The following is a 20,967-nucleotide window of genomic DNA, read 5'->3' as shown; positions in this document are numbered from 1 at the left end:
GGCGTCAGAGGGCGGCCGCCGGCAGTGTCCCCGCCCGGCGCCGGATCACCAGCGCCATCAGCGCCGCCACCGCGCACAGTGCTCCGGAGGCGTACCAGACCGGGTCGTAGGAGCCGAGGACGTCCCGGGCCACGCCGCCCGCGTAGGCGACCGCCGCCGCGCCGACCTGGTGCGAGGCCAGCACCCAGCCGAAGACGATGGCGCTGTTCTCGCCGTACTGCTCCCGGCACAGGGCCAGGGTCGGCGGGACGGTGGCCACCCAGTCCAGGCCGTAGAAGACGATGAAGAAGACCATCGGCGGGTGCACGCCGGGTGCCAGCAGCATCGGCAGGAACAGCAGCGAGATCCCGCGCAGCGCGTAGTACACGGCGAGCAGCCTGCGCGGCTCGAATCGGTCGGTGAACCAGCCGGAGGCGATGGTGCCGGCCACGTCGAACAGGCCGATCACGGCGAGCAGCGAGGCGGCGGTCGTGACGGGCATGCCGTGGTCGTGGGCGGCCGGCACGAAGTGGGTCTGGATCAGCCCGTTGGTGGAGGCGCCGCAGATCGCGAACGTCCCTGCCAGCAGCCAGAACGGGCCGGTGCGGACCGCGGAGGCCAGCGCGGCGACCGTGCGCCGGGCGGCACCGGCCGCGGGCGCGGGCCGCGGCACGAACACACTCGCCCCGTACGGCTTCAGGCCCGTGTCCGCCGGGTGGTCGCGCAGCAGCAGCCAGACGAAGGGGATCACCACGAGGGCGGCCAGCGCGACGGTCACCGCGGCCGGGCGCCAGCCGTGGTCCTGGACGATCCAGGACAGCACCGGCAGGAAGATCAGCTGTCCGGACGCGGAGGCGGCGGTGAGGATGCCGCTGACCAGGCCGCGGCGGGCGGTGAACCAGCGTTCGGTGACCGTGGCCGCGAACGCCAGCGCCATCGCGCCGGTGCCCAGGCCCACCAGCAGGCCCCAGCAGAGCAGGAGCTGCCAGGCCGCCGTCATCCACACGGTGGCTCCGGAGCCCGCGGCGATGACCGCGAGGGCCGCGGCGACGACCCGGCGGATGCCGAAGCGGTCCATCAGCGCGGCGGCGAAGGGGGCGGTGAGCCCGTACAGCGCCAGGTTGACCGAGACGGCGCCGCCGATGGTGCCGCGCGACCAGCCGAACTCCTGGTGCAGGGGGTCGATGAGCAGGCCCGGCAGGGAGCGGAAGGCGGCGGCACCGGTGATCGTCACGAAGGTGACGGCGGCGACGAACCAGGCCCGGTGGATCCGGGCCGGCTTCCGTCCGGCGGGGGTCTCGTCGAGGACCGCGGCTTCCGTTGTCTGGGTCACGTCATCTGTCTGGCTCACACCATCGAGCTTCGGGCGTCCGGACCGCACGAGCGAGTGGCCCGAAGGACAGTGTTCGCTACGATCGGGCCATGGCCACGGACAAGAACACGGGCACGGACACGGACACGGGCACCGGCGCGGGGTTCCGGCCCCACCGCGTGGTGGTGCTCGCGCTGGACGGGCTGCTCCCCTTCGAGCTGGGCATTCCGCACCGGATCTTCGGGCGGCCCCGGGACGCGGCGGGACGGCTGCTGTACGAGGTGGTCACCTGCTCGGTCCGGGCCCCGGGCCCGGTCGAGACGGACGCCGACTTCTCGCTCCACGTCGCGCACGGACCGGAGGCGCTGGCCACCGCCGACACCGTGATCGTGCCGGCCTCCTACGAACTCGGCCCGGTCTTCGAGGAGGGCGTGCTGACCGGCGAACTCGCCGCCGCCCTCGCCCGGATCCGGCCCGGCACCCGCCTCGCCTCGATCTGCACCGGCGTCTACGTGCTGGCCGCCGCCGGGCTGCTCGACGGGCGGCCCGCGACCACGCACTGGGCCGACGCCGACCGCTTCCAGCGGATGTTCCCGCAGGTCGAGGTGGACGCCGACGTGCTGTTCATCGACGACGGGGACGTGCTGACCTCGGCGGGCGTGGCCGCCGGGATCGACCTGTGCCTGCACATGGTGCGCCGCGACCACGGCACCGCGGTCGCCAACGACGTGGCCCGGCGCACCGTCGTACCGCCCCACCGCGACGGCGGGCAGGCCCAGTACATCGACCGGCCCGTCCCCGACCCGCAGCAGGCGACCACGACCGCGGCACGGGCCTGGGCGCTGGGCCGGCTGCACGAGCCGATCCAGCTGCGGGACATGGCCGCGCAGGAGGCCATGTCGTTACGGACGTTCACCCGGCGCTTCCGCGAGGAGGCCGGGCTGAGCCCCGGTCAGTGGATCACCCAGCAGCGGGTGGAGCGGGCCCGGCACCTGCTGGAGTCCACCGGCCTGTCCGTCGACCGGGTGGCCCGCGACGCCGGGTTCGGCACCGCCCAGTCGATGCGGCAGCACCTCCAGGCGGCGCTCGGGGTGACCCCGACGGCGTACCGCCGCACCTTCCGGACCGCGGCCGCGGGCGCCGGACGGCCTGCGTACGGGGTGACCACCGCCGGATAGCGTGGGCCGGTGCAGAAGAACACGCGTACGAGGAGATGGGGCCGCGTCCTGGCCGCCGCGGTGACGGCGCTGATCGGCGCGGTGGTGCTGACCGCCAACGTCGTCCACGTGGTGCGGGCGGAGGGCCGGATCTCCGCGCTGCGCGCGCACGGGCGCCGGGTGCCGGGCGACGCCGAGATCGTCCGCCACTGCTCCGGCGGCCGCTTCACCGAGTGCTCCACGACGAGCGTGTGGCTCGACTTCCGCGACGGCCGGGGCATCCCGGTGACGGCCGTCGAACCCCGCCTGGCCACCTCGCTCTACGTCCCGGCGGGACCGGCCGACGCCGACGGCCGGGTCCGCACCACCGTCGTCTACGACCCCGCCGCGCCGGAGGAGGCCCAGGCGGCCGGTGCCCTCGACTGGGGCCCCCTGGACCTGGCCGGGCACCGCTGGTTCGCCTTCGCGGTCGGCCTGGTGCTGGCCGGGGCGGGCGCGGTCGCGCTCCTCTCGGAGAACGGGTCCGGGGGACGCTAGGACGGCCGCACCCGGAGGACCGGGGCGCGCCGGGAGGACGTTGTCCACAGCCTGTGGAGAGAGAAGGGCGGTCCCCCCGCTCCCGCTCCCGCTCCCGTGAGAATCCGGCTGGCGGCGCGCTCTGCCCGCCCGAGCACGGCACCCCGCGCCGCCATCCGGCTCCGGCGCACCGATCCCAGCCCCCCTCGGCCCCGACGGGACCGGTCGACGCCGATCCGCGACCCGCACTCGCCGAGGGCCACCGTCACCCGGGCCCTCGCCGTCCCCTCGCGGCGAATCGCTGCCCCCCAAGCGTGATCAGGTCGGCACGTGTCGTCAACACCGGTGCGGCGATTTGCCCGTTACGCCGTTTTCGCCGCGGGCGCGCACGGAAGCACCACCCGGCGCACGCCGTTCACACCGGCCGAAAAGCGGCGCTGTCACGGGTGTTCGTGCACCACGCATGCCACCCACGGGTCCGCCCAGGGGACTTCGGCGGCCGGATCCCACCTCCACGGCGGCGGAGGGCCGGCCGCAGGGCGCCTCAGACCGCCTCGTACGCCAGACCGCCGTACGCCGTCGCCTCGCTGCCGTAGGCGTCCGGGACCGCCGACTCACCGGGCGGCGGGCATCGGTCCAGCTCGCACCAGATGCGCTTGCCCGCGCCCTCGCTGCTCCAGCCCCAGCGGTCGGCGAGCCCGTCGACGAGGGCGAGGCCGCGGCCGCCGGTGGCGTCGCCGTCCGCGCAGCGGGGCACCGGGGCCCGGGTGCTGGAGTCGGCCACCTCCAGGCGGACCACGGCCGCCTCCTCCGGCATCCCGGGGAGCGACAGCCGCAGCACGGCCGGGCAGCCGGTGTGCACCACGGCGTTGGTGACCAGCTCCGAGACGAGCAGGATCAGCGTCTCGGCGAGCGGCTCGTCGGCCCCTATTCCCGAGCCGGCGAGCCTCGATCGGGCCCACCTGCGAGCTCGCCCCACTTCCGCGGGGTCGGGCCGGATCTCCAGCTGCACTTGAAGCACCTGCACCGCTCACACCATCCGAACCGGCGGACCCATGGCCCCGCGTCGCGCGAGGGCCACGATCACAGCCATTTTCTGCATGGCCAGAACAACGGCCAGAGCAAGGGTCACGGAACGTGACTTCCGTGCGAGAAAGCATGGTTGACGTACCGTCACCGCTACAAGCGCTTCGGGCATATTCCCGCGCGAAGGAGTACCCGTGCGGCATACTGTGCGACGCTCGTCGCGGGGAGTCGAACGCACGGCGGGCACGACCCGCCCGGCCAGGCGAACGGCGGCGCGCACCGCCGGTTCCGGAGCCGCCTCGGGGGCGGCGCCGGGACGGCTCGTGCTCGGAACCACTCGCATTCGAGACAAGGTACCCGAGCCGGACGGCGACTCCAGGACGTGACGGGTCACACCGGGGACACAACCCGGTATCGACGCTCGGTCATTCCGGAACGCCACGTTCCGTGACATCGATGCCGTCGAGCCCCGGAGCACCGCAGCCAGGAGCCGTGCGGGCCGCCCCGGCCGGACGGCTTCCGCGGCCGCACCCCTCACGCTCCGTCACCGCGCGCGTGCGGTGGGCCGTACTCCCGGGCCAGTGGCCGCCACTCCCGCCCGCCTTGCTTTCGCAGGTGGGCCCGCTCCCGTCGTACGGCGGCCGGGGCGACGCGCCCCGCCGGGACGCCGGGCGGCGGGCCGGGGCGGCTCGGCGCGATCGGGACCGGCCGACCGGACGCCGGGCGAACGTGCGTACGGACGGAACCGGCCCCGGACGACGGGGGCGGCACCCCGGGGGACGCACCGTCCGCGGGACCGCGACCGGCCGTCCGAACTGCTCGCGCACCCGGGCGTGTTGCCCGGCCGCCCGCTCGAACACCAGCGCCGCCCGGGCATCGCCCGCGTCCCGTGCGGCCGCACGGCGCCCCCCTGTGCGGGCGCCGTGCACGTGCCGTCCGCGCCTCGGCTATTCGGGGACGGTGAAGTAGCGGGCGAAGGCGGGCACGACCTCCTGCTCGCCCACCCGGCCGTCGCCGTCGGCGTCCAGCGAGGCGGCGATGACCCGCGCGCCCTCCTCGGGCACCCCGAGGACCGTGAGCACCCGCACGGTGTCCGCGACCGTGGCGGCCCCGTCGCCGTCGTCGTCCGCGACGGCGAGGGCCGCGTGCAGGAAGGGCCGGGCGATCTCGGCGAACCGTCCGGGGTTGTCGCGCAGCCGCTTCACCGCGCCGCCGACGAACTCCGCGCGGGTGATGCGCTGGTCGCCGTCGCGGTCCGCCATGCCGGCCATGCCCTGCCAGAAGGCCTCGGCGCCCGCGTACAGCGCCTGGCCCTTGTCGGACCGGGCCGGGGTGGCGAACTCGGCGAGCAGCGCCTTGGCCGCCACGCTGAAGTCCTCCCGGTCGATCCAGCCGTTGCCGTCCTGGTCGAAGGTGGCGAACCGGGCCGCGATCCTGCGCTCGTACTCGCTGCTGACCATCTCTTCTCCGGCCGCCTCACGTGTGGGGATGCGTCTGGCAGGGAGCGTACGACGCCGGGGCGGTCCCAGGGACGGGAAAACGGCGGTTGTGCCAAGACCGGGGGAATTCCGGGACAACTCCGTGGAACACGCGCGGTCCCGGGGCGCGCGGGGGACGGGGCGGCCCGGCGGGCGGGACGGGGGCCGCACCGGGTGGGCGGGGCGGGTGCACGGCGCCGGGCCCGTCACGGGGACGGGGCACGGGCCCCGCGGAACTCACGCGGACAGCGGTTCCTCGTCCACCGCGGCGGCGACGTCGGGGTACACGTCGAACAGACGGCGCACGCCGAGGGCGCCGAGCACCCGGTTGACGTGGGAGCCGTCGACGGCCCCGCGGGCCGGGAGGATCAGCCGCAGCCGGCCCTGGCAGGACCGGATCAGCCGGCGGGCGGCGATGAGCACGCCGACGCCGCTGGAGTCGCAGAAGAGGACCTCCGACAGATCGAGGACGAGGTCGTGGCGCCCTTCCGCCACCACCTCGTGCACCTGCTGGCGCAGCACCGGCGAGGTCACCAGGTCCAGTTCGCCCGAGACCCGGAGCACGCTCCAGTCGCCCTGTTCGTCGCCGGTCACCTTGATCGCCACGGCCCGCCCTCCGCTCGCCGGATATACACCGGAACCGCCCGGAAACGGAAGCAGTTCCTACGCTTCTTTCCGCGCGGCTGCCCAGCGGCAGTTCCCCCAAACACCTTGCAACAAACCGACTGCGATCACTCAAGGTCTTGTTTCAGTCACCCTCGATCGTGTTCGATCGGGTATGGACAGTCATGGCCGAGCTTGGTCGGAACGTGCAGGGGTAGGCGGACGGACACCATGGGCCGCACGACGCGGACGCGCTGCCTGACGTCCTCCCTACCACCTGCGGGACGCCGGGGGGCGCACATTGCCACAAAGGGGCGTGCACCCTCGTACGTGCCGACTACATTCGGGGGGACGAGAGGCGCAGGCTGGACGCCGGAACCGGACCGCAGCCGCGGCACGATCGGGCGTGGAGGGGGCCGCATGACGACGAAGGACGCACCGCCCCGCTGGGACCGCAAGATGCAGCAGCGGCTCGCACGCGGCGAGGCGGCCGCCCTCGGCGAGCTCTACGACCGGTTCGCCTCGCTCGTGCACGGTCTCGCCCACCGCGTACTCGGAGACGAACGGGCGGCCGACGGCATCACCCGCGACGTCTTCGCCCACGTCTGGGAACACCCCGACGCCTACGACCCCCGGCAGGGGCCCCTGCGCTCCTGGGTCGCCGCGCTGACCGCCCGGCTCGCCGTGCAGCGGCTGCGCACCACGGAGACCGCCGCCCTGGCCCGCGGCGGCGAGGGCTCCGCCGAGGAACTGGAGGTCAGGGTGCGCCGCGCCTCGGTCGCGGCGCGCGCCGACTACATCGCCCACTCCATGCCCGCCCCGCTGCGGGCCGCCCTGGAGCTGGCCTACTTCCAGCGCCGCGACTACCGCCAGACCGCCGCCGACCTCGGTGTCACGGAGGACGAGGCCCGCCGCCGGCTCCGCCTCGGCCTCCAGCTGCTCTCCACCGCCCACGACGCCGGAACCCCCGGCGCACCACCCGGATGCGGGGGTGCGGCATGACCGGCGCGGACCCGCACGACGACCGCCCCACGTCCCCGGCCCCGGACGCCGAGCCCGGCCCCGGCCCCGAGGGCACGGAGGGGCCGGACGCGAGCGACGGTCCGGGCGCCGCACACGGCCCGCGCGCCGGGGGCGACCCCGGCGACGGCGGCACCGACGCATCCCGGGACGCCTGCGGGCCGGGCGCTGCGGACGGCGCCGGCGGCCCCGGTGCTGGTGCCGCAGGGGCCGACGGTCCGGGCGGTCCCGGCGGTGCGGGGGCCGGTGGCGCGGCCGGGCCCGGTGGGGTCGCAGGCACGGACGGTGGTGGGCCCGGGGCCGACGGGGCCCCGCGGATTCCGCTGCCCCGGGCCTCCGTCGAGGACGGCGGGCAGCCCCTGCCGGGCACCCGCCCCGCGCCGCCGCCCGCGCCCCTGGTGCTGGACCACCACGTCCTGAAATCGCTCCTCGGCGCCTGGGCCCTCGCGGCCTGCTCGCCGGAGGAGACCGCCGCCGTCGAGGAGCACCTCGGCGACTGCGGCGGCTGCGCGGACGAGGCGCTCCGGCTGCGCGCCGCGGTCGGCCTGCTCCATCCGCCCGAGAGCCTCGACCTGGACCCGGGCCTGCGCACCCGCGTCCTTCAGGGCTGCCTGGACCGGCGGCCGCCGCGCATCCCGGTGCCCCCGTGGGCGACGCCGTACGACGCCGAGACCGCGCGCCTCGACGCGCTGCTCCAGGACATCGGCGACGACGAGTGGGACGCGCCCGTGCGGCTGCGCTGGTTCGAGCGCGACGAGGAGACCAGCCGCCGCACCACCGTCGCCGGGGTCATCGCGCACCTGCTGAGCGTCGACGGGCTGGTGGGGGTCGCGCTCGGCCTCGACGATCCGCTGGCCGACCTGACGGACCCGGACGAGCCGAGCCCCGCGCGGCGCACCGAGGCGTACTGGCGGGCCTCCCGCCTCCCGCCGTCCCGCACGATCCGGGCGCCCTGGCGGGACCAGACGCACGCCCTGGTGCGGACGGTCGGCTTCACCGGCGGCACCTCCGGCGGGCTCGGGGTGTCGTACGGCGACTTCGTGCTGCCGCTGCGCGACGCGATGCTCGACCGGGCCTTCGAGTGCTGGGTGCACGCGGAGGACATCGCCGAGGCGGTGGACTACCCCTACGAGCCGCCGGCCCCGCGGCATCTGCACGAGATGATCGACCTCGCGGCGCGGATGCTGCCCGTGGCGCTGGCCGCCCGGCGTCAGGTCGGCCTCTCGGGTCCGGCCCCCGCCCGGCACCTGGTCGCCGCGGGCACGCCGGGACGCAGCCTGCGGCTGGAGATCGAGGGGCTCGGCGGCGGCGAGTGGCTGATCCCGCTGGACTCGCCCGGCGCGATCGGCTCCGCGGACCACGAGGTGGCCCATGTCGCCCTGGACGGCGTGGAGTTCTGCCGCCTGGCGGCCGGGCACGTCACTCCGCAGGAGGCCGCGGCCGGCCAGGTGGGCGACCGCGACGCGATCCGGGACGTGCTGCACGCGGCGGCCTCGCTGAGCCGCATGTAGCCGCCCCGCCCGGCAGGGCGGAGGCGTACCGAGCGAGGCCCGCGGGTGTCAGGCGAAGACGACCGTGCGCCGCCCGTTCAGCAGGATCCGGCGCTCGGCGTGCCACTTCACGGCCCGGGCCAGCGCCTGGCACTCGACGTCCCGGCCGACGGCGACCAGCTGGTCCGGCGTGACGTCGTGGCCCACCCGCTCGACCTCCTGCTCGATGATCGGCCCCTCGTCGAGGTCGGCCGTCACGTAGTGCGCGGTCGCGCCGATCAGCTTCACGCCCCGGGCGTGCGCCTGGTGGTACGGCTTGGCGCCCTTGAAGCTCGGCAGGAAGGAGTGGTGGATGTTGATGATCCGGCCGCTGAGCTGCTTGCACAGGTCGTCCGAGAGCACCTGCATGTAGCGGGCCAGGACGACCAGTTCGACCTGCTCCTCGCGGACGAGCTCCAGCAGCCGCGCCTCGGCCTCCGGCTTGGTGTCCCTCGTCACCGGGATGTGACGGAAGGGGATGCCGTAGGAGGCGACCAGTTCGGCGAAGTCGGTGTGGTTGGACACCACCGCCGCGATCTCCACCGGGAGCGCCCCGATCCGGGCGCGGAAGAGCAGGTCGTTCAGGCAGTGGCCGAACTTGCTGACCATCAGGACGATGCGCATCCGCTCGTCGGCCCGGTGGATCTGCCACTCCATGTGGAAGGAGTCGCCGATCGCCGCGAAGCTGGCGCGCAGCTTGTCCACGGTCACCGGCGCCTCGGCCGAGAAGTGGACGCGCATGAAGAACAGTCCCGTGTCGTGGTCGCCGAACTGCTGGCTGTCCTCGATGTTGCACCCGGTCATGAACAGGTAGCTGGACACGGCGTGCACGATGCCCTGCTTGTCGGGGCACGCGATGGTGAGAACGTACTGATCGGCCTCGGCCGCGGCTCGGGTGGACTGCTCGCTCATGCAGCACAGGGTCTCACGACCGTCCCGGGCGGCGGTGCGGCGTCCGGGGAGCGGACCGCGCCGCCGACGACAGGCCCTAGTGCTGTGACCGGAAAGGTTCACCGGCTCGCGACGCCCGGCACGGCACCTCGCCGCGTTGTCGCCTCACTCGAGTACATCCAGTACGCGGGCGACGCTCCGCCTTGCGATGCTCCCCCACAGCCTGAACGGCGTGGGAGGTGCCCCCAGCACCGGACGCCGCGAGCATCCCGGCACACCTTTCCGGCCACAGCACTAGGCGGCCCGGGTGACGATCCTCAGCACCTCGAGACTGCGCGGCGCGGCGTCCGGGTCCTCGCCGTCGCCGACGGCCATCCGGACGTGCGCGTCGCGGGCCGCGCGCACCGCCTCGGGCCAGCCGGCGTGGTCGAGGTACGCGGACACCGGGGCGTCCGGCCCGACCTGGTGCATCAGGCGCAGCACCCGCAGCACGGCCGTGTCGACCAGTGCCGCCTCCTGCGAGTCGCGGAAGATCGTGCCTATGTACTTCTCGGCGGACCAGTTGTCCAGCCAGGTGTCCTCGACCAGGCGGTACACGGCGTCGGTGACGTCGCCGTACCCTTCCACGCCTGCCAGCCAGACGTCCCGCTGGAACACCGGATCGGAGAGCATGTGCAGCGCGGAGCGCACGTTGCTGCGCCAGCGCCACCACGGCATGTCGTTCAGTGGCATGCCGCCCATGGTGGAGGAGCGACGGCCGCGACGGGAAGAGTTCTCCGAACCTTGCACGGTCACCGATCGTACGTTCTCCGCCCGGGCGCCCTCACCGGCCCCTGCAATTCACCGTGAGGTCACTCCTCGTTGACCATGGGTCACTCCCGGGTTAGCGGTGTGACGGAATCGTGCGTATGCATGACCGGCAGGCGACGCACCCGCAAGACGCTCCTCCTCGGCCTCCCCCGCCTCTCCCGGCGCGTCCGCAGAAGGGCCCTGCTGTCCGCGGGCGCCGCGGCGGCCTGCGCGTCGCTCGCCGCAGCCTGCGGCGTCGTCCCCGGCGCCACGGGGGCCTCGGGGGACGACGCCGTCACCGTGATGACCTGGGCCCCGGAGAACACCGGCGCGACCAACAAGCCCGGCATGCCCGCCATGGCCCGGGCCTACGCCCGCTGGGTCAACGCCCACGGCGGCATCGCCGGCCGCCGGCTCAAGGTGCTGACCTGCAACGAGGGCAACGACAGCGTGACCGCGGCGAAGTGCGCCCTGCGCGCCGTCAAGGAGAACGTGGTCGCCGTCGTCGGCTCCTACAGCCAGGACAGCGACTCCTTCTTCCCCCCGCTGGAGGGCGCGGGCATCCCCTACATAGGCGGCTACGGCGTCACGACCGCCGAGTTCACCCGGGCCCTGTCCTACCCCGTCAACGGCGGCCAGCCCGCCCTGCTGGCCGGCCTCGGCAAGGAGCTGGCCCCGGGCTGCGGCCCCGTCGCGCTGGTCCGGCCCGACACCATCGCGGGCGACGAGCTGCCCGGGATGCTCGACGCCGGGCTGCGGGCCGGCGGGCACCCCGCGGCACACGACCAGCGGGCCCCCGAGGACGCCACCGAGTACTCCGGCCAGTCCGGACTGGCACTGCGCCGGGCGACCGCCGGTCCCGGGCACCCGGGCTGCGTGATCCCCGCTCTCGGCGAGCGCACCGACATCTTCATGGACTCCTTCCGCCGGGACCGCGAGAGCTTCCCCTCGGTGCGGACCGCCGCCGTGGTGGGCAGCGTCGACCAGACGGTGATCGACGCGGGGGGCGGGGCCTCGGGGCCGTACGAGGGGTCGTACGTCACCGGCTGGTACCCGGTGGCGAGCGACCCGCGCTGGGACCCGATGAAGAAGGTCATCAACCAGGAGGCCTTCGGCGACAACCGCATCGACCCCGCGGACCCCGGTGTGCAGACCACGTGGATCGCCTACACCGTGCTCCGCGCCGTGCTCGAGAAGATCGGCGGCGGGGAGGTGACGGCGGACTCCGTGCACCGGACGCTGGACGCCGGGCTGCCGGTCGGCACCGGCGGCCTGACGCCGACGCTGAACTGGCGGCTGCGGGACCTGCTGGCCTCGGTCGGCTTCGCCCGGATGGTCAACTACGACGTGACCCTCCAGCAGGTCCGCGAGGGCCGGCTGGTGGCGGCCACCCGGGGCTTCGTCGATGTACGCGGAACCCTGGAGCGGGCGGACGTGTCCTGACCGCCGCCGGGGCCGGAACCGGGCGGGAGCCGCGACCGGCACGGGCGTACGCGCCGCACGGCCGGGACCCGGGCGCCGGCCGGTCCGGCCGGCGCCCGCTTCACCTCCGGCTCACCCACGCCGGCGCCCGGTTCACAACTGGGTCGGCTGGCGCTGGGTGAGCCCGTAGGTCCGGGCGATCGCGTTCCACAGCTGGGCGGCCTTGACCTTCTGGGCGCTGGCGACGCCGCTCTCCCGGTTTCCGGCCTGGGTCTCGCCGGTGGTGCGGGCGTGGCCCTTCCGGCAGCCCTTCTTGCCACCGACCTGGCCCGCCCAGGCCGCGTAGTGCCGGTCCGCCGACGCGGACGCCCTCCACGCGCCGTTCAGGGCGGCCGTGAGCTGGTCGTGCTGGGGCAGCTTGTCGACCTGCAACTGGCCCAGCCGGGTCACCAGACCGGTGCGCTGCTCGGCCGCGCCGCGCAGGTCGGAGGACGCCTGGGCGAGGTTGGTGCACGTCTTGACGGCGGCGACGGACTTGATCACGGCGGCCCGGCTGCTGCCGCTGTCCGAGAGCAGCTTGTCCAGCGCGACGGCCTGCGCGCGCGCCGGGTCGGCGCCCGCCGGGGCGGAGCCGGTGTCGGCCGGCGCGGTGGCGGAGACGTTCTGGCCGCCGCCGCTCGGGGTGTCGCCGCCCCCGCCGCCGCGCAGCAGGACGCCGGCGCCGATACCGATGACGACGATGCCCACGCCGACGGCGGCGATCACCGGCACCCGGGAGCCGGAGCCCCGGCCGCGGCCGCCGTCGCCGCCCCGGCCGCCGCCGTGGAAGCCGTCGTCCTGGCCGGGCGGGGCGTACCCGGGGCGGCCGTACGGGCGGCCGCCCTGAGGGTCCTGGACACGGGGCATCTGCTGGGTCGCCGGGGCCGGGCCCGCGGCGGCGTCGCTGCGGAAGAGGTTGTCGAACTCGGCGGGCGTCCGGCGCCCGGCGTCGTCGCCCGGTGCGTCGTACGGCGCACCGGCCCCCACGGGGGCGATGTACTGGGTGGCCTCGGCGTCGGCCGGGCCGCCGGGCGCGGCGGGGGGCAGCGGGCCGGCACCGTCCTGCGGCAGCCGGCCGAGGAAGCGGGTGTCCTGGTCGCCGGGCGCCTCGGGAGGCAGTGCCCCCTGGCCCATCGGCGGAAGGAACTGCGTGGCGCCGCCGTCGGCCGGGGCGGGCGGAAGGAACTGCGTGGCTCCCTCGCCCGCGGAGGCGCCGGGAACCGGGGGTATGTACCGGGTGGCTCCCTCGCCCGCGGGGGCGCCGGGAACCGGGGGTATGTACCGGGTGGCTCCCTCGTCGGCCGGGAGACCGGGGCCGGCGGGCGGAAGGCTCGGGCCGCCGGACGCGTAGGGAAGGTGCCGGCCGCCTGCCGCGGGGGGCTGCGGGGCCGCCGGGCCGCCGTACGACGGCGGGGCGGCGGGGTGCTGGGCGCCCTGGCCCGAGGAGCCCTCGGGGGGCAGGGCACCGCCGTAGGGCGAGCCGGCCGCCGGTCCGCCCTGGGAGGCGTCCGGTCCGCCCCACGCCGGGGACGGCGCCTGCGGGTACGGCTCCTGCACGGCGGGCTGCTGCCCGGCCGCGCCCCACCCGGGGGCCGCCGGGGGCTCCTGCCAGACCTGGTCGGACGGCTGCGGCGGGCCCTGCTGGTGGCCGGGCCCCCACGGCTGCCCCCACGCCTGGCCGCCGGCCGGGGCCGAGGCCTGGCCGGTCGCCGGCGGGACGGACGGGCGGCCGGCCGGTGAGCCGGTCATGCCCGGCAGCAGCGGCTCGCCACCGTCCGAGGGCAGCACGATGCCTTCGTGCGCGGGCCGCGCCGAGGGCTCCTCGCCCTGTCCGCTCTGCGTCACCGGGACTCCTACGAATGGGGGACCTTCGGAATCGTCGGGTCACGCTACCGGGTACCCGGAGCCCGGTGCCACGCAGCGGGGGGCCGCGCCTCCTCCCCTGTGACCGCTGTAACAAAACCTGCCCGCCAGGCGCTGTATTCGCCTCCGCGGACGCGAACGGCCGCCGTCCCACGCGCCGTCACGCAGCCGCCTGCACCCCCAGGCGGGCGCCGAACTCCCTGACCACCGGCTCGTCCCGGTACGGATCCAGCCGCTGCTGGAGGTCCTCCAGGTACTCGGCGCCCCGGTTGGAGCGCAGCGTCTCCAGCAGCTCCAACGCCTTCGTCCCGGTCGCGCAGGCCTGTTCGACCTCGCGCTGCTGCACCTGCGCCGTGGCGAGGAGCACATAGCCGATCGCCCGGCGCCGCGCCCGGGACGCGGGATGCCCGGCCAGCGACTGCTCGGCGCACCGCGCCGCCGCCTCGGCCTGCCCCAGGTCGCGGTGGCAGTGGGCCAACTCGTCGGCGAGGTAGGCCTCGTCGAAGTGGGCGATCCACACCGGGTCGTCTCCCGATCCGGGTTCGGCGCCCTCCAGCGCGCCCGCCGCCCGGCCGGCCGCGACCTGCGCCGCCCGCGCGTCGCCCAGCAGGGCGTGCCCGCGCGCCTCGGCGGCGTGGAACATCGCCTCCGCACGCGGCGTCACCCGGCCCCGCGCGCCCTCCTGCGCCGCCCGCGCCAACTGTGCGATCTCCCGCGGGTTCCCGAGCTGCGCGGCCAGGTGGCTCATCGAGGCGGCGAGGACGTATCCGCCGTAGCCGCGGTCGCCGCCCGCCTGTGCGAGCCGCAGCGCCTGGATGTAGTAGCGCTGCGCCAGGCCGGGTTGGCCGGTGTCGACGGCCATGTACCCGGCCAGCTCGGTCAGTCGGGCCACCGCGGCGAACAGGTCGCGGCCTACCGCCTCCCGGTAGGACCCGGCCAGCAGCCCGGAGACCACGCTGTTGAGGTAGTGCACGACGACCGGGCGCACGTGCCCGCTGCCGTAGGTGTGGTCCAGGTCCACCAGGGCCTGGGTCATGGCGGTGACGGCGGCCACGTCGGACTGGCCCACCCGGGGCCCGCCCGACCGGGCGACCTGCCCGTCCGGCGCGGAGATCAGCCAGTCCCGGCTGGGCTCCACCAGCGCGGACGCGGCGACGGACGAGCCGGACAGGAAGTCCCGGCGGCCCACGTCGGAGCGCCACAGCTCGCAGACCTGCTCGATCGCGCCCAGCACGGTCGGCGAGAACTGCAGGCCCACGCCCGAGGCGAGGTTCTTGCCGTTGGCCATGCCGATCTCGTCGATGGTGACCGTGCGGCCCAGCTTGCGGCCGAGCGCCTCGGCGATGACCGCGGGGGCCCGCCCGCGCGGCTGCTGCCCGCGCAGCCAGCGGGCCACGGACGTCTTGTCGTAGCGCAGGTCGAGTCCGTGCTCGGCACCGCACATGTTGACCCGGCGGGCCAGCCCGGCGTTCGAGCAGCCGGCTTCCTGGATGAGCGCCTGCAGCCGTTCGTTCGGCTGCCGCGCGACGAGAGGCCTTGCGGCCATGGCGTGAACCCCCTGTGGCTGCGGTGCCTGCCCGCGCACCGAGTTGACGTGTCTTCCCCGGCCCGATCCCGCGCGTCCCGGCGAGGAGATCCGGCCACGAAGATCGATGCCCAGCCGCGGCCCCGAAAATGCGAGACTTGCGAGGATTGCCGGGGTAACGGCGGTTGCCACCCCCCACGGAACTACCCACCACCCGCCGTCGATCCTCCTGCGCGCCCCCGCCTGTGCTCCCGTGCGCCCCGGACCCGGGAGCGGTGCTCTCCCCCGCGCGCGGTGCGGCCGTAACTCCAGGTGGGCACGGGAGTTGAGAGGGGCGTGGAAGAGACGATCCCGGGCACCGGAGCCGCGCCCCTCGCCGGCCAGATCCCCCAGCAGCGTGGCGAGTCGCTGGCGGAGACCGCCGTCCGCTATGTCGAGGAGCGCCACTGGGACGTGCTCCCCGGCACCTGGCTGGAGGCGGTGGACGGGGTGCAGCGCTGCTCCTGCGGCGCACCCGCGTGCGCCGTGCCCGGCGCGCACCCGGCGCGCGGGGACTGGACGGCGCAGGCCACGGGCAGTGCGACCGTCGCGCGCCGGATGTGGCAGCAGCACCCGACCGCGTCGATCCTGCTGCCCACCGGCTTCACCTTCGACGCCTTGGAGGTCCCCGAGAGCGCGGGCTTCCTGGCGCTGGCGCGGATGGAACGCATGGAGCTCTCGCTCGGCCCGGTGACGGTCACGCCGGACCGGCGGATGCTCTTCCTCGTCCTCCCCGGCGCCGCGGCGAAGGTGCCGGGCCTGGTCCGCGCGCTGGGCTGGTCGCCCTCCTCGCTCGACCTGGCCGTGCTCGGCGAGGGCGGCTGGCTGGCCGCGCCCCCCACGCGCTACGGGCAGCGGGGCGCCGTGCAGTGGGCGTGCCGGCCGACCCCGGCGAACCGGTGGCTGCCGGACGCCGAGGAGCTGATCTCGCCGCTGGCGTACGCCTGCGGGCGGGACCGGTAGGGCCGCTCCGCCCGGGCGGGGAAGGGCGTGGTTGCCGTGCTCGGAGAACTTCGCCACCTCGCCGGGGGCGGCCGGGCCTGGCGCCCGCGCCGACCGGCCCGTCCGCGCCGGTGGTCCGCGGAGCGGTCCGACGGTCCTGGCGCGGCCCGGGGGGCCGTGGCGTACTTCGTCGATCCTTGGCGTGGTTCGCCCCCTGACCGGACGGGGGCTCCCGCCGTAGGGTTGATCGCCGACGGAGGGAGATGTCGGTGAGTACGTGCGCCGTACGGGTACGGGGACTCTGGAAGCGCTTCGGGCAGCAGATCGCCGTGGCGGGGATCGATCTGGAGCTGCCCGCGGGGAAGTTCATCGGGCTGGTCGGCCCGAACGGCGCGGGGAAGACCACCACGCTGTCCATGGTCACCGGGCTGCTGCGGCCCGACCAGGGCAGCGTCGAGGTGGTCGGCCACGACGTCTGGCAGGACCCGGTGGCGGTGAAGGCGCGCATCGGGGTGCTGCCGGAGGGCCTCAGGCTCTTCGAGCGGCTGTCCGGACGCGAACTGCTCACCTACTCGGGCCGGTTGCGCGGCCTTCCCGCCCCCGAGGTCGACCGCCGGGCCACGCAGCTCCTGGACGTGCTCGACCTGGCCGGCGCCCAGCACAAGCTCGTCGTCGACTACTCGACCGGCATGCGCAAGAAGATCGGGCTCGCCGCCGCCCTGCTGCACAACCCCGAAGTCCTCTTCCTGGACGAGCCCTTCGAGGGCGTCGACCCGGTGTCCGCGCAGACCATCCGGGGCGTCCTGGAGCGGTACACCGCCTCCGGCGCGACCGTCGTCTTCTCCTCCCACGTGATGGAGCTGGTGGAGTCCCTCTGCGACTGGGTCGCCGTCATGGCCGCCGGCCGCATCCGCGCGCACGGCACCCTCTCCGAGGTGCGCGGCGAGGCGCCCACCCTTCAGCAGGCCTTCCTCGAACTCGTCGGCGCGCAGGGGCGGGACGCCGGCTCCGACCTCGACTGGCTCGGCGGCGGCGCCCGGTGAGCGCCGCCGCCGGGGCCGCCCCGGACGCCCGGGCCGCCTCCCTCACCGCCGTCGTCGTCCGCCTCAAGCTGTCCCTGCTGGGCAACGGCCTGCGCCGGTCCGGCGGCCGGCGCGCCGCGTTCGTCACGTCGGCCGTCGTCGCGCTGCTCTTCGCCGTGCTCCAGCTGCTCGGTCTGATCGCGCTGCGCGGCCACGCCCACATCGCCTCCGCCGTCGTGCCGGGCGCGGCGGTGCTGGCGGTGGGCTGGGCCGTGATGCCGCTGTTCTTCCCCGGCGGCGACGAGACCCTCGACCCGACGCGCCTGGTGATGCTCCCGCTGCGGCCGCGCCCCCTGGTGCGGGCCCTGCTGGCGGCCTCCCTGGTGGGCGTCGGGCCGCTGTTCACGGTGCTGCTGCTGGCGGGCTGCGCGGTCGCGGTGGCGCACGGGGCGGCCGCGGCGGCCGTCTCGGCCGTCGCCGTCGTCCTCGCCCTGCTGGTCTGCGTGGCCCTGGCCCGCGCCGTCGCCGCCGCCAACATCCGCCTGCTGACCAGCCGCAAGGGCCGCGACCTGGCGGTGCTCAGCGGTCTCGTCGTCGCCGTCGGCACGCAGCTGGTCAACTTCGGCATGCAGCGGCTCGGCACGGCGGGACTGGGCACGCTCGACCCGGTCGCAGGTGTGCTGCGCTGGGTGCCGCCCGCGTCGGCGATCGGCGCGGTGGACTCCGCGAGCCGGGGGGCGTGGGGCGTCGCGGCCGCCCAACTGGCCCTGTCCACGGCCGCGGTGGCGGCCCTGCTGGCGACCTGGTCGCGCACCCTGACCCGGTTGATGACCGCGCCCGACGCCTCCACGCTCCAGGACGACGGCGGTGCCGTGCGGGAGCGGGCCGGGCGCTCCGGGGCGGCGCGGCTGCTGCCGGCCGGCCGCACCGGCACCGTCATGGAGCGCAGCCTGCGCTACATCTGGCGGGACCCCAAGACGAAGGCGGCCTGGACGACCTCGCTCGCCATCGGCCTGATCGTGCCGGTCTTCAACGCGCTGCAGGGCACCGGCTCGCCCTACTTCGCCTGCTTCGCCACCGGGATGCTGGGCATCCAGATGTACAACCAGTTCGGGCAGGACACGTCCGCGTTCTGGATGGTCGCGCTGACGATCTCCTCCCCGCGGGACGCCTACGTCGAGCTGCGCGGGCGGGCGCTGGCCCTGCTGCTGATCACCCTGCCCTACGCGGTCCTCGTGACGGTGCTGACCACGGGGCTGCTCGGCCGGTGGCCGGAGCTGCCGGAGGTGCTCGGCCTGTCCTTCGCGCTGCTCGGGGCGATGCTGGCGGCCGGCGCCTGGACCTCGGCGCGCTTCCCGTACTCGATCCCGCAGGAGGGCTACAAGAACGTGGCCCCCGGCCAGATCGGCCTGGCCTGGATCTCCCTCTTCGGCGGCCTGATCGCGGCGGCGCTGCTCTGCTCCCCCGTGATCGCCCTCGCCGTCTGGGCGAACGTCTCCGCCTCCGGCCCCCGGTGGACCTGGCTCCTCCTCCCGGCCGGCGCGGTCCACGGGGCCGTACTGACCCTGGCGGGCCTCCGCCTCTCCGCCCCCCGCACGGCGGCCCGCCTCCCGGAGATCCTCACGGCGGTGAGCCGGAGCTGAGCCGCGCCCGCCTCGCGCACCGGGCCGCGGTCCGTCCCGGCCGGCGCACACGGTCCGTCCGTGCCGGCGCGGACGGCCGCGGGGGCCGGTCCCGGCCGGCACGGGCGGCGGATGCGGTCAGGGCCGGTCCGGCTGCATGAGGGTCGCCAGGTCCAGGGACGCGGCGATGCGGGCGGCGACGTCCTCGGCGTACGCGGTGTCGATGCGCTCGAAGGGTGCGCGGCCGGAGCTGCGCAGGAAGGTCACCACGCCCAGCGTGCGGCCCCGGCTGCGCAGCACCGCGCACAGGGCGTGCACGGTGTCCGCCGGCCACTTGCGGGACAGGGCCCACTCGCGGGACCGGTCGGCCGGCACCGCGCCCGCTCCGGCCCGCACCGACCCGGTCCGCTCGACGCACTGCACGGCGGGGTGCCCCTCGCCGTAGCCGACGGGGAGGCCGGCCCGTCCGCCGGGCAGGCTCGGCCCGGGGCCCCGGGAGGGCGTGGCCGCCATCCGCACCAGCCGGACCGGGGCGGGCGGCCCGTCGCCGCTGAGGACGCCGCCGGCCGGCCGGTCGACCAAGGCGTGGTCGGCGAAGCCGGCGAGCGCGAAGTCGAGGTGCACGGTGGCCGCCTCCACGGGGTCCTCGCACTCGGCGGCGGCCCGGGCGGCCCGGTGCAGCTGATTGCTGCGGAACCGCAGCAGCGCCGCCTCCTGCTCGCCCTGCCGGGCCTCGGTGACGTCGGTGAACAGCCAGGCGACCCCGAGCGGCACCGGCTCCTCCGCGAGCGGCGAGGCCAGCCGCACGAAGCCGCTGCGCCAGCAGCGCCGCCGCTCGTCCTCCTGGCCGCGCACGCTCACCCGGATCTCGGCCGGCGCGGGAGGCGCGCCCTCGGCCAGGACGTGGGTGAGGGCGCTCTCGACCTCCTCCGCGCCCTGGTCGAGCAGTTCGCCGAGCGGCCGCCCGAGCGCGGCGGAGCGGCCGGTGCCCAGCGCCCGCGCGGCGTACGCGTTGACCGCGGCGGGCCGCAGGTCGGCGTCGACGAGGACGACGCCCCAGGAGGCGTCCTCGAACAGCGCCTCGCTCAGGGCGATGGAGCGCTCCAGGTCGATCTGCGCGTGCACCTCGCTGAAGGCGCAGTACACGCCCGCGGGCGCACCGTCCGGTCCGCGCACGGCCGCGGACTGGGTCCGCACCAGGACGCGGCCGCCGTCCTTGGTGAGCAGCGCGAACTCGTGCACCTGCCGGCCCGGGGCCCGCATGGCGGACATCAGCCGCGCCTCGACCTCCTCGGCGTCGGCGCGGCGCACGGCCCACCCGGCGAAGCCGGACCGGCCGACCGCCTCGGCGGCGGTCCAGCCGAGGATGCGCTCCGCCTCGCGGTTCCAGTGGGTGACGACGCCGCGGGCGTCGAGGGCGCACAGGGCCGCGTCCATCCCGTCCAGCAGGGCGGCCAGCAGGTCGGACCCGGGGACGGGCGGGCCGTCCCGCCCGGGCTCGTCCGGCCCCAGTTCGCCGGTGGTCCCACTACGCCGGGAAGCACTCACCTGGACCCCCTGCAGGCTGCGTCCGCACGCACGGCGCGTCGATCCGCTCACTGCCTCTCATTCAACTCGAACGTGACGCAACGCACACCGGGTTCCCGCAAGATGGCGGGAGATTGAAGGAATCACGCTCCGGCCGGGGCCCCGGCGGCGGGCGGCGGCACGTCCCGCGCGGGGTCCCGGTCCAGCCGCCGGGTGATCCCAGGTCCGACTCGCCGGGCATCACGTACCGCTCCACCTCGGCGAACCCGCGGGCCCGCGCGAACCGGACGCCGTCGTCGGCGGCGGCCACGACCACGGTCTCCACCGCCCGCGCGCCGAGTGCCCGCGCGTGGGCGAGGCCCCGCTCGTACAGGGCCGCGCCGTGGCCGAGCCGACGGTGCCCGGGCAGCACGCGCGCGATGACCGTGGCGGCCGCGTCCGGGCCGGCCGGCGGGCGGGCGGACGGTGGAACAGCCGACGAGGACGTCGCCGAGGCAGGCGTTCTCCAGCCGGTTGCGCCCGGCGCGCTCGCGCACCTCGTCGAGGGCCGGCGCGGCCGGCGGCACGATCGTGTTGTGCACGTGCCGCCTGTCGCGGAGGAGGCCGTCGCCGGTGGCGGGTTCGATGCGCAGCGTGGACATGGCGGCAGCCGACCCCGGGCCCGCG

The 20,967-nt window shown here is 75.7% G+C and carries 17 protein-coding genes and 1 pseudogene; 8 read left to right on the top strand and 10 right to left on the bottom strand.

What is annotated here, in order from left to right:
* Nucleotides 1–4: 4 nt before the first annotated feature.
* A complete protein-coding gene (locus P3H78_RS18185) occupies nucleotides 5–1,312 on the bottom strand; it encodes an MFS transporter (protein WP_276110060.1) in 1,308 nt (435 codons plus the stop codon).
* A gap of 89 nt (nucleotides 1,313–1,401) precedes the next feature.
* Here P3H78_RS18185 and P3H78_RS18180 point away from each other — a divergent pair, with 89 nt between their 5' ends.
* Together P3H78_RS18180 and P3H78_RS18175 are read left to right on the top strand one after the other, a co-directional pair.
* Nucleotides 1,402–2,469, top strand: a complete 1,068-nt coding sequence (locus P3H78_RS18180; RefSeq protein ID WP_276110059.1) for a GlxA family transcriptional regulator — start codon at nucleotides 1,402–1,404, stop codon at nucleotides 2,467–2,469.
* 9 nt (nucleotides 2,470–2,478) lie between these two features.
* The gene (locus tag P3H78_RS18175) at nucleotides 2,479–2,985 is read left to right on the top strand and encodes a DUF3592 domain-containing protein (RefSeq protein ID WP_276110058.1); all 507 of its coding nucleotides are present in this window, start codon (nucleotides 2,479–2,481) and stop codon (nucleotides 2,983–2,985) included.
* A 523-nt stretch (nucleotides 2,986–3,508) separates the two neighbouring features.
* Here P3H78_RS18175 and P3H78_RS18170 read toward each other — a convergent pair.
* The 3 genes from P3H78_RS18170 to P3H78_RS18160 all read right to left on the bottom strand — a co-directional run bounded on the left by P3H78_RS18170 (nucleotide 3,509) and on the right by P3H78_RS18160 (nucleotide 6,074).
* Nucleotides 3,509–3,976, bottom strand: coding sequence for an ATP-binding protein (locus P3H78_RS18170; protein WP_276110151.1), 468 nt, complete (start codon nucleotides 3,974–3,976; stop codon nucleotides 3,509–3,511).
* A gap of 961 nt (nucleotides 3,977–4,937) precedes the next feature.
* Nucleotides 4,938–5,450 carry an EF-hand domain-containing protein gene (locus tag P3H78_RS18165; protein WP_276110057.1) on the bottom strand — a complete coding sequence of 171 codons (513 nt, stop codon included), beginning with the start codon at nucleotides 5,448–5,450 and terminating at the stop codon, nucleotides 4,938–4,940.
* Between the two features lie 255 nt (nucleotides 5,451–5,705).
* The gene (locus P3H78_RS18160) at nucleotides 5,706–6,074 is read right to left on the bottom strand and encodes an STAS domain-containing protein (protein WP_276110056.1); all 369 of its coding nucleotides are present in this window, start codon (nucleotides 6,072–6,074) and stop codon (nucleotides 5,706–5,708) included.
* A 417-nt stretch (nucleotides 6,075–6,491) separates the two neighbouring features.
* Here P3H78_RS18160 and P3H78_RS18155 point away from each other — a divergent pair, with 417 nt between their 5' ends.
* Nucleotides 6,492–7,073 (top strand): sigma-70 family RNA polymerase sigma factor, encoded by a 582-nt coding sequence (locus P3H78_RS18155; RefSeq protein ID WP_276110055.1) that lies wholly within the window; start codon nucleotides 6,492–6,494, stop codon nucleotides 7,071–7,073.
* Nucleotides 7,070–8,602, top strand: coding sequence for a zf-HC2 domain-containing protein (locus tag P3H78_RS18150; RefSeq protein WP_276110054.1), 1,533 nt, complete (start codon nucleotides 7,070–7,072; stop codon nucleotides 8,600–8,602). Before P3H78_RS18155 ends, P3H78_RS18150 begins: the two co-directional genes overlap by 4 nt.
* A 48-nt stretch (nucleotides 8,603–8,650) precedes the next feature.
* Here P3H78_RS18150 and purU read toward each other — a convergent pair whose 3' ends face one another.
* Complete coding sequence (gene purU / locus P3H78_RS18145) at nucleotides 8,651–9,532, bottom strand: formyltetrahydrofolate deformylase (RefSeq protein WP_276110053.1); 882 nt, start codon at nucleotides 9,530–9,532, stop codon at nucleotides 8,651–8,653.
* A 273-nt stretch (nucleotides 9,533–9,805) separates the two neighbouring features.
* Complete coding sequence (locus tag P3H78_RS18140; RefSeq protein ID WP_276110052.1) at nucleotides 9,806–10,306, bottom strand: SCO4402 family protein; 501 nt, start codon at nucleotides 10,304–10,306, stop codon at nucleotides 9,806–9,808.
* Between the two features lie 117 nt (nucleotides 10,307–10,423).
* Here P3H78_RS18140 and P3H78_RS18135 point away from each other — a divergent pair, with 117 nt between their 5' ends.
* A complete protein-coding gene (locus P3H78_RS18135) occupies nucleotides 10,424–11,743 on the top strand; it encodes an ABC transporter substrate-binding protein (RefSeq protein ID WP_276110051.1) in 1,320 nt (439 codons plus the stop codon).
* 132 nt (nucleotides 11,744–11,875) lie between these two features.
* Here the strand turns inward: P3H78_RS18135 and P3H78_RS18130 are convergent, their stop codons facing one another.
* Both P3H78_RS18130 and P3H78_RS18125 read right to left on the bottom strand, forming a co-directional pair.
* On the bottom strand, nucleotides 11,876–13,606 hold the full coding sequence (locus tag P3H78_RS18130; RefSeq protein WP_276110050.1) for a hypothetical protein: 1,731 nt from the start codon (nucleotides 13,604–13,606) through the stop codon (nucleotides 11,876–11,878).
* Between the two features lie 178 nt (nucleotides 13,607–13,784).
* Entirely contained in the window at nucleotides 13,785–15,170 is a 1,386-nt protein-coding gene (locus P3H78_RS18125) for an NsdA family TPR-like regulatory protein (protein WP_276110049.1), read from the bottom strand.
* Between the two features lie 315 nt (nucleotides 15,171–15,485).
* Here P3H78_RS18125 and P3H78_RS18120 point away from each other — a divergent pair, with 315 nt between their 5' ends.
* The 3 genes from P3H78_RS18120 (at nucleotide 15,486) to P3H78_RS18110 (ending at nucleotide 18,795) form a co-directional block, all read left to right on the top strand.
* Complete coding sequence (locus P3H78_RS18120; protein WP_276110048.1) at nucleotides 15,486–16,151, top strand: bifunctional DNA primase/polymerase; 666 nt, start codon at nucleotides 15,486–15,488, stop codon at nucleotides 16,149–16,151.
* A 242-nt stretch (nucleotides 16,152–16,393) separates the two neighbouring features.
* Nucleotides 16,394–17,173 (top strand): ABC transporter ATP-binding protein, encoded by a 780-nt coding sequence (locus P3H78_RS18115; RefSeq protein ID WP_438827988.1) that lies wholly within the window; start codon nucleotides 16,394–16,396, stop codon nucleotides 17,171–17,173.
* Nucleotides 17,170–18,795 carry a transporter gene (locus P3H78_RS18110; protein ID WP_276110046.1) on the top strand — a complete coding sequence of 542 codons (1,626 nt, stop codon included), beginning with the start codon at nucleotides 17,170–17,172 and terminating at the stop codon, nucleotides 18,793–18,795. Before P3H78_RS18115 ends, P3H78_RS18110 begins: the two co-directional genes overlap by 4 nt.
* Nucleotides 18,796–18,912: 117 nt before the next feature.
* Here the strand turns inward: P3H78_RS18110 and P3H78_RS18105 are convergent, their stop codons facing one another.
* On the bottom strand, nucleotides 18,913–20,322 hold the full coding sequence (locus P3H78_RS18105) for a PAS domain-containing protein (RefSeq protein WP_276110045.1): 1,410 nt from the start codon (nucleotides 20,320–20,322) through the stop codon (nucleotides 18,913–18,915).
* A 205-nt stretch (nucleotides 20,323–20,527) separates the two neighbouring features.
* Nucleotides 20,528–20,942: pseudogene (locus tag P3H78_RS18100) on the bottom strand (GNAT family N-acetyltransferase); the annotation flags it as partial.
* Nucleotides 20,943–20,967 lie beyond the last annotated feature (25 nt).

Source organism: Streptomyces tropicalis (assembly GCF_029269835.1).
Lineage (GTDB): Bacteria > Actinomycetota > Actinomycetes > Streptomycetales > Streptomycetaceae > Streptomyces > Streptomyces tropicalis.
This window is presented reverse-complemented; position numbering and strand designations above follow the sequence as displayed.

Excerpts from the sequence above, each read along its gene's own strand:
- P3H78_RS18180 (WP_276110059.1), top strand. The coding sequence starts at position 1,402 with ATGGCCACGGACAAGAACACGGGCACGGACACGGACACGGGCACCGGC.
- P3H78_RS18165 (WP_276110057.1), bottom strand. The coding sequence starts at position 5,450 with ATGGTCAGCAGCGAGTACGAGCGCAGGATCGCGGCCCGGTTCGCCACC.
- P3H78_RS18155 (WP_276110055.1), top strand. The coding sequence starts at position 6,492 with ATGACGACGAAGGACGCACCGCCCCGCTGGGACCGCAAGATGCAGCAG.
- P3H78_RS18150 (WP_276110054.1), top strand. The coding sequence starts at position 7,070 with ATGACCGGCGCGGACCCGCACGACGACCGCCCCACGTCCCCGGCCCCG.
- purU (WP_276110053.1), bottom strand. The coding sequence starts at position 9,532 with ATGAGCGAGCAGTCCACCCGAGCCGCGGCCGAGGCCGATCAGTACGTT.
- P3H78_RS18135 (WP_276110051.1), top strand. The coding sequence starts at position 10,424 with ATGACCGGCAGGCGACGCACCCGCAAGACGCTCCTCCTCGGCCTCCCC.
- P3H78_RS18125 (WP_276110049.1), bottom strand. The coding sequence starts at position 15,170 with ATGGCCGCAAGGCCTCTCGTCGCGCGGCAGCCGAACGAACGGCTGCAG.
- P3H78_RS18115 (WP_438827988.1), top strand. The coding sequence starts at position 16,394 with ATGTCGGTGAGTACGTGCGCCGTACGGGTACGGGGACTCTGGAAGCGC.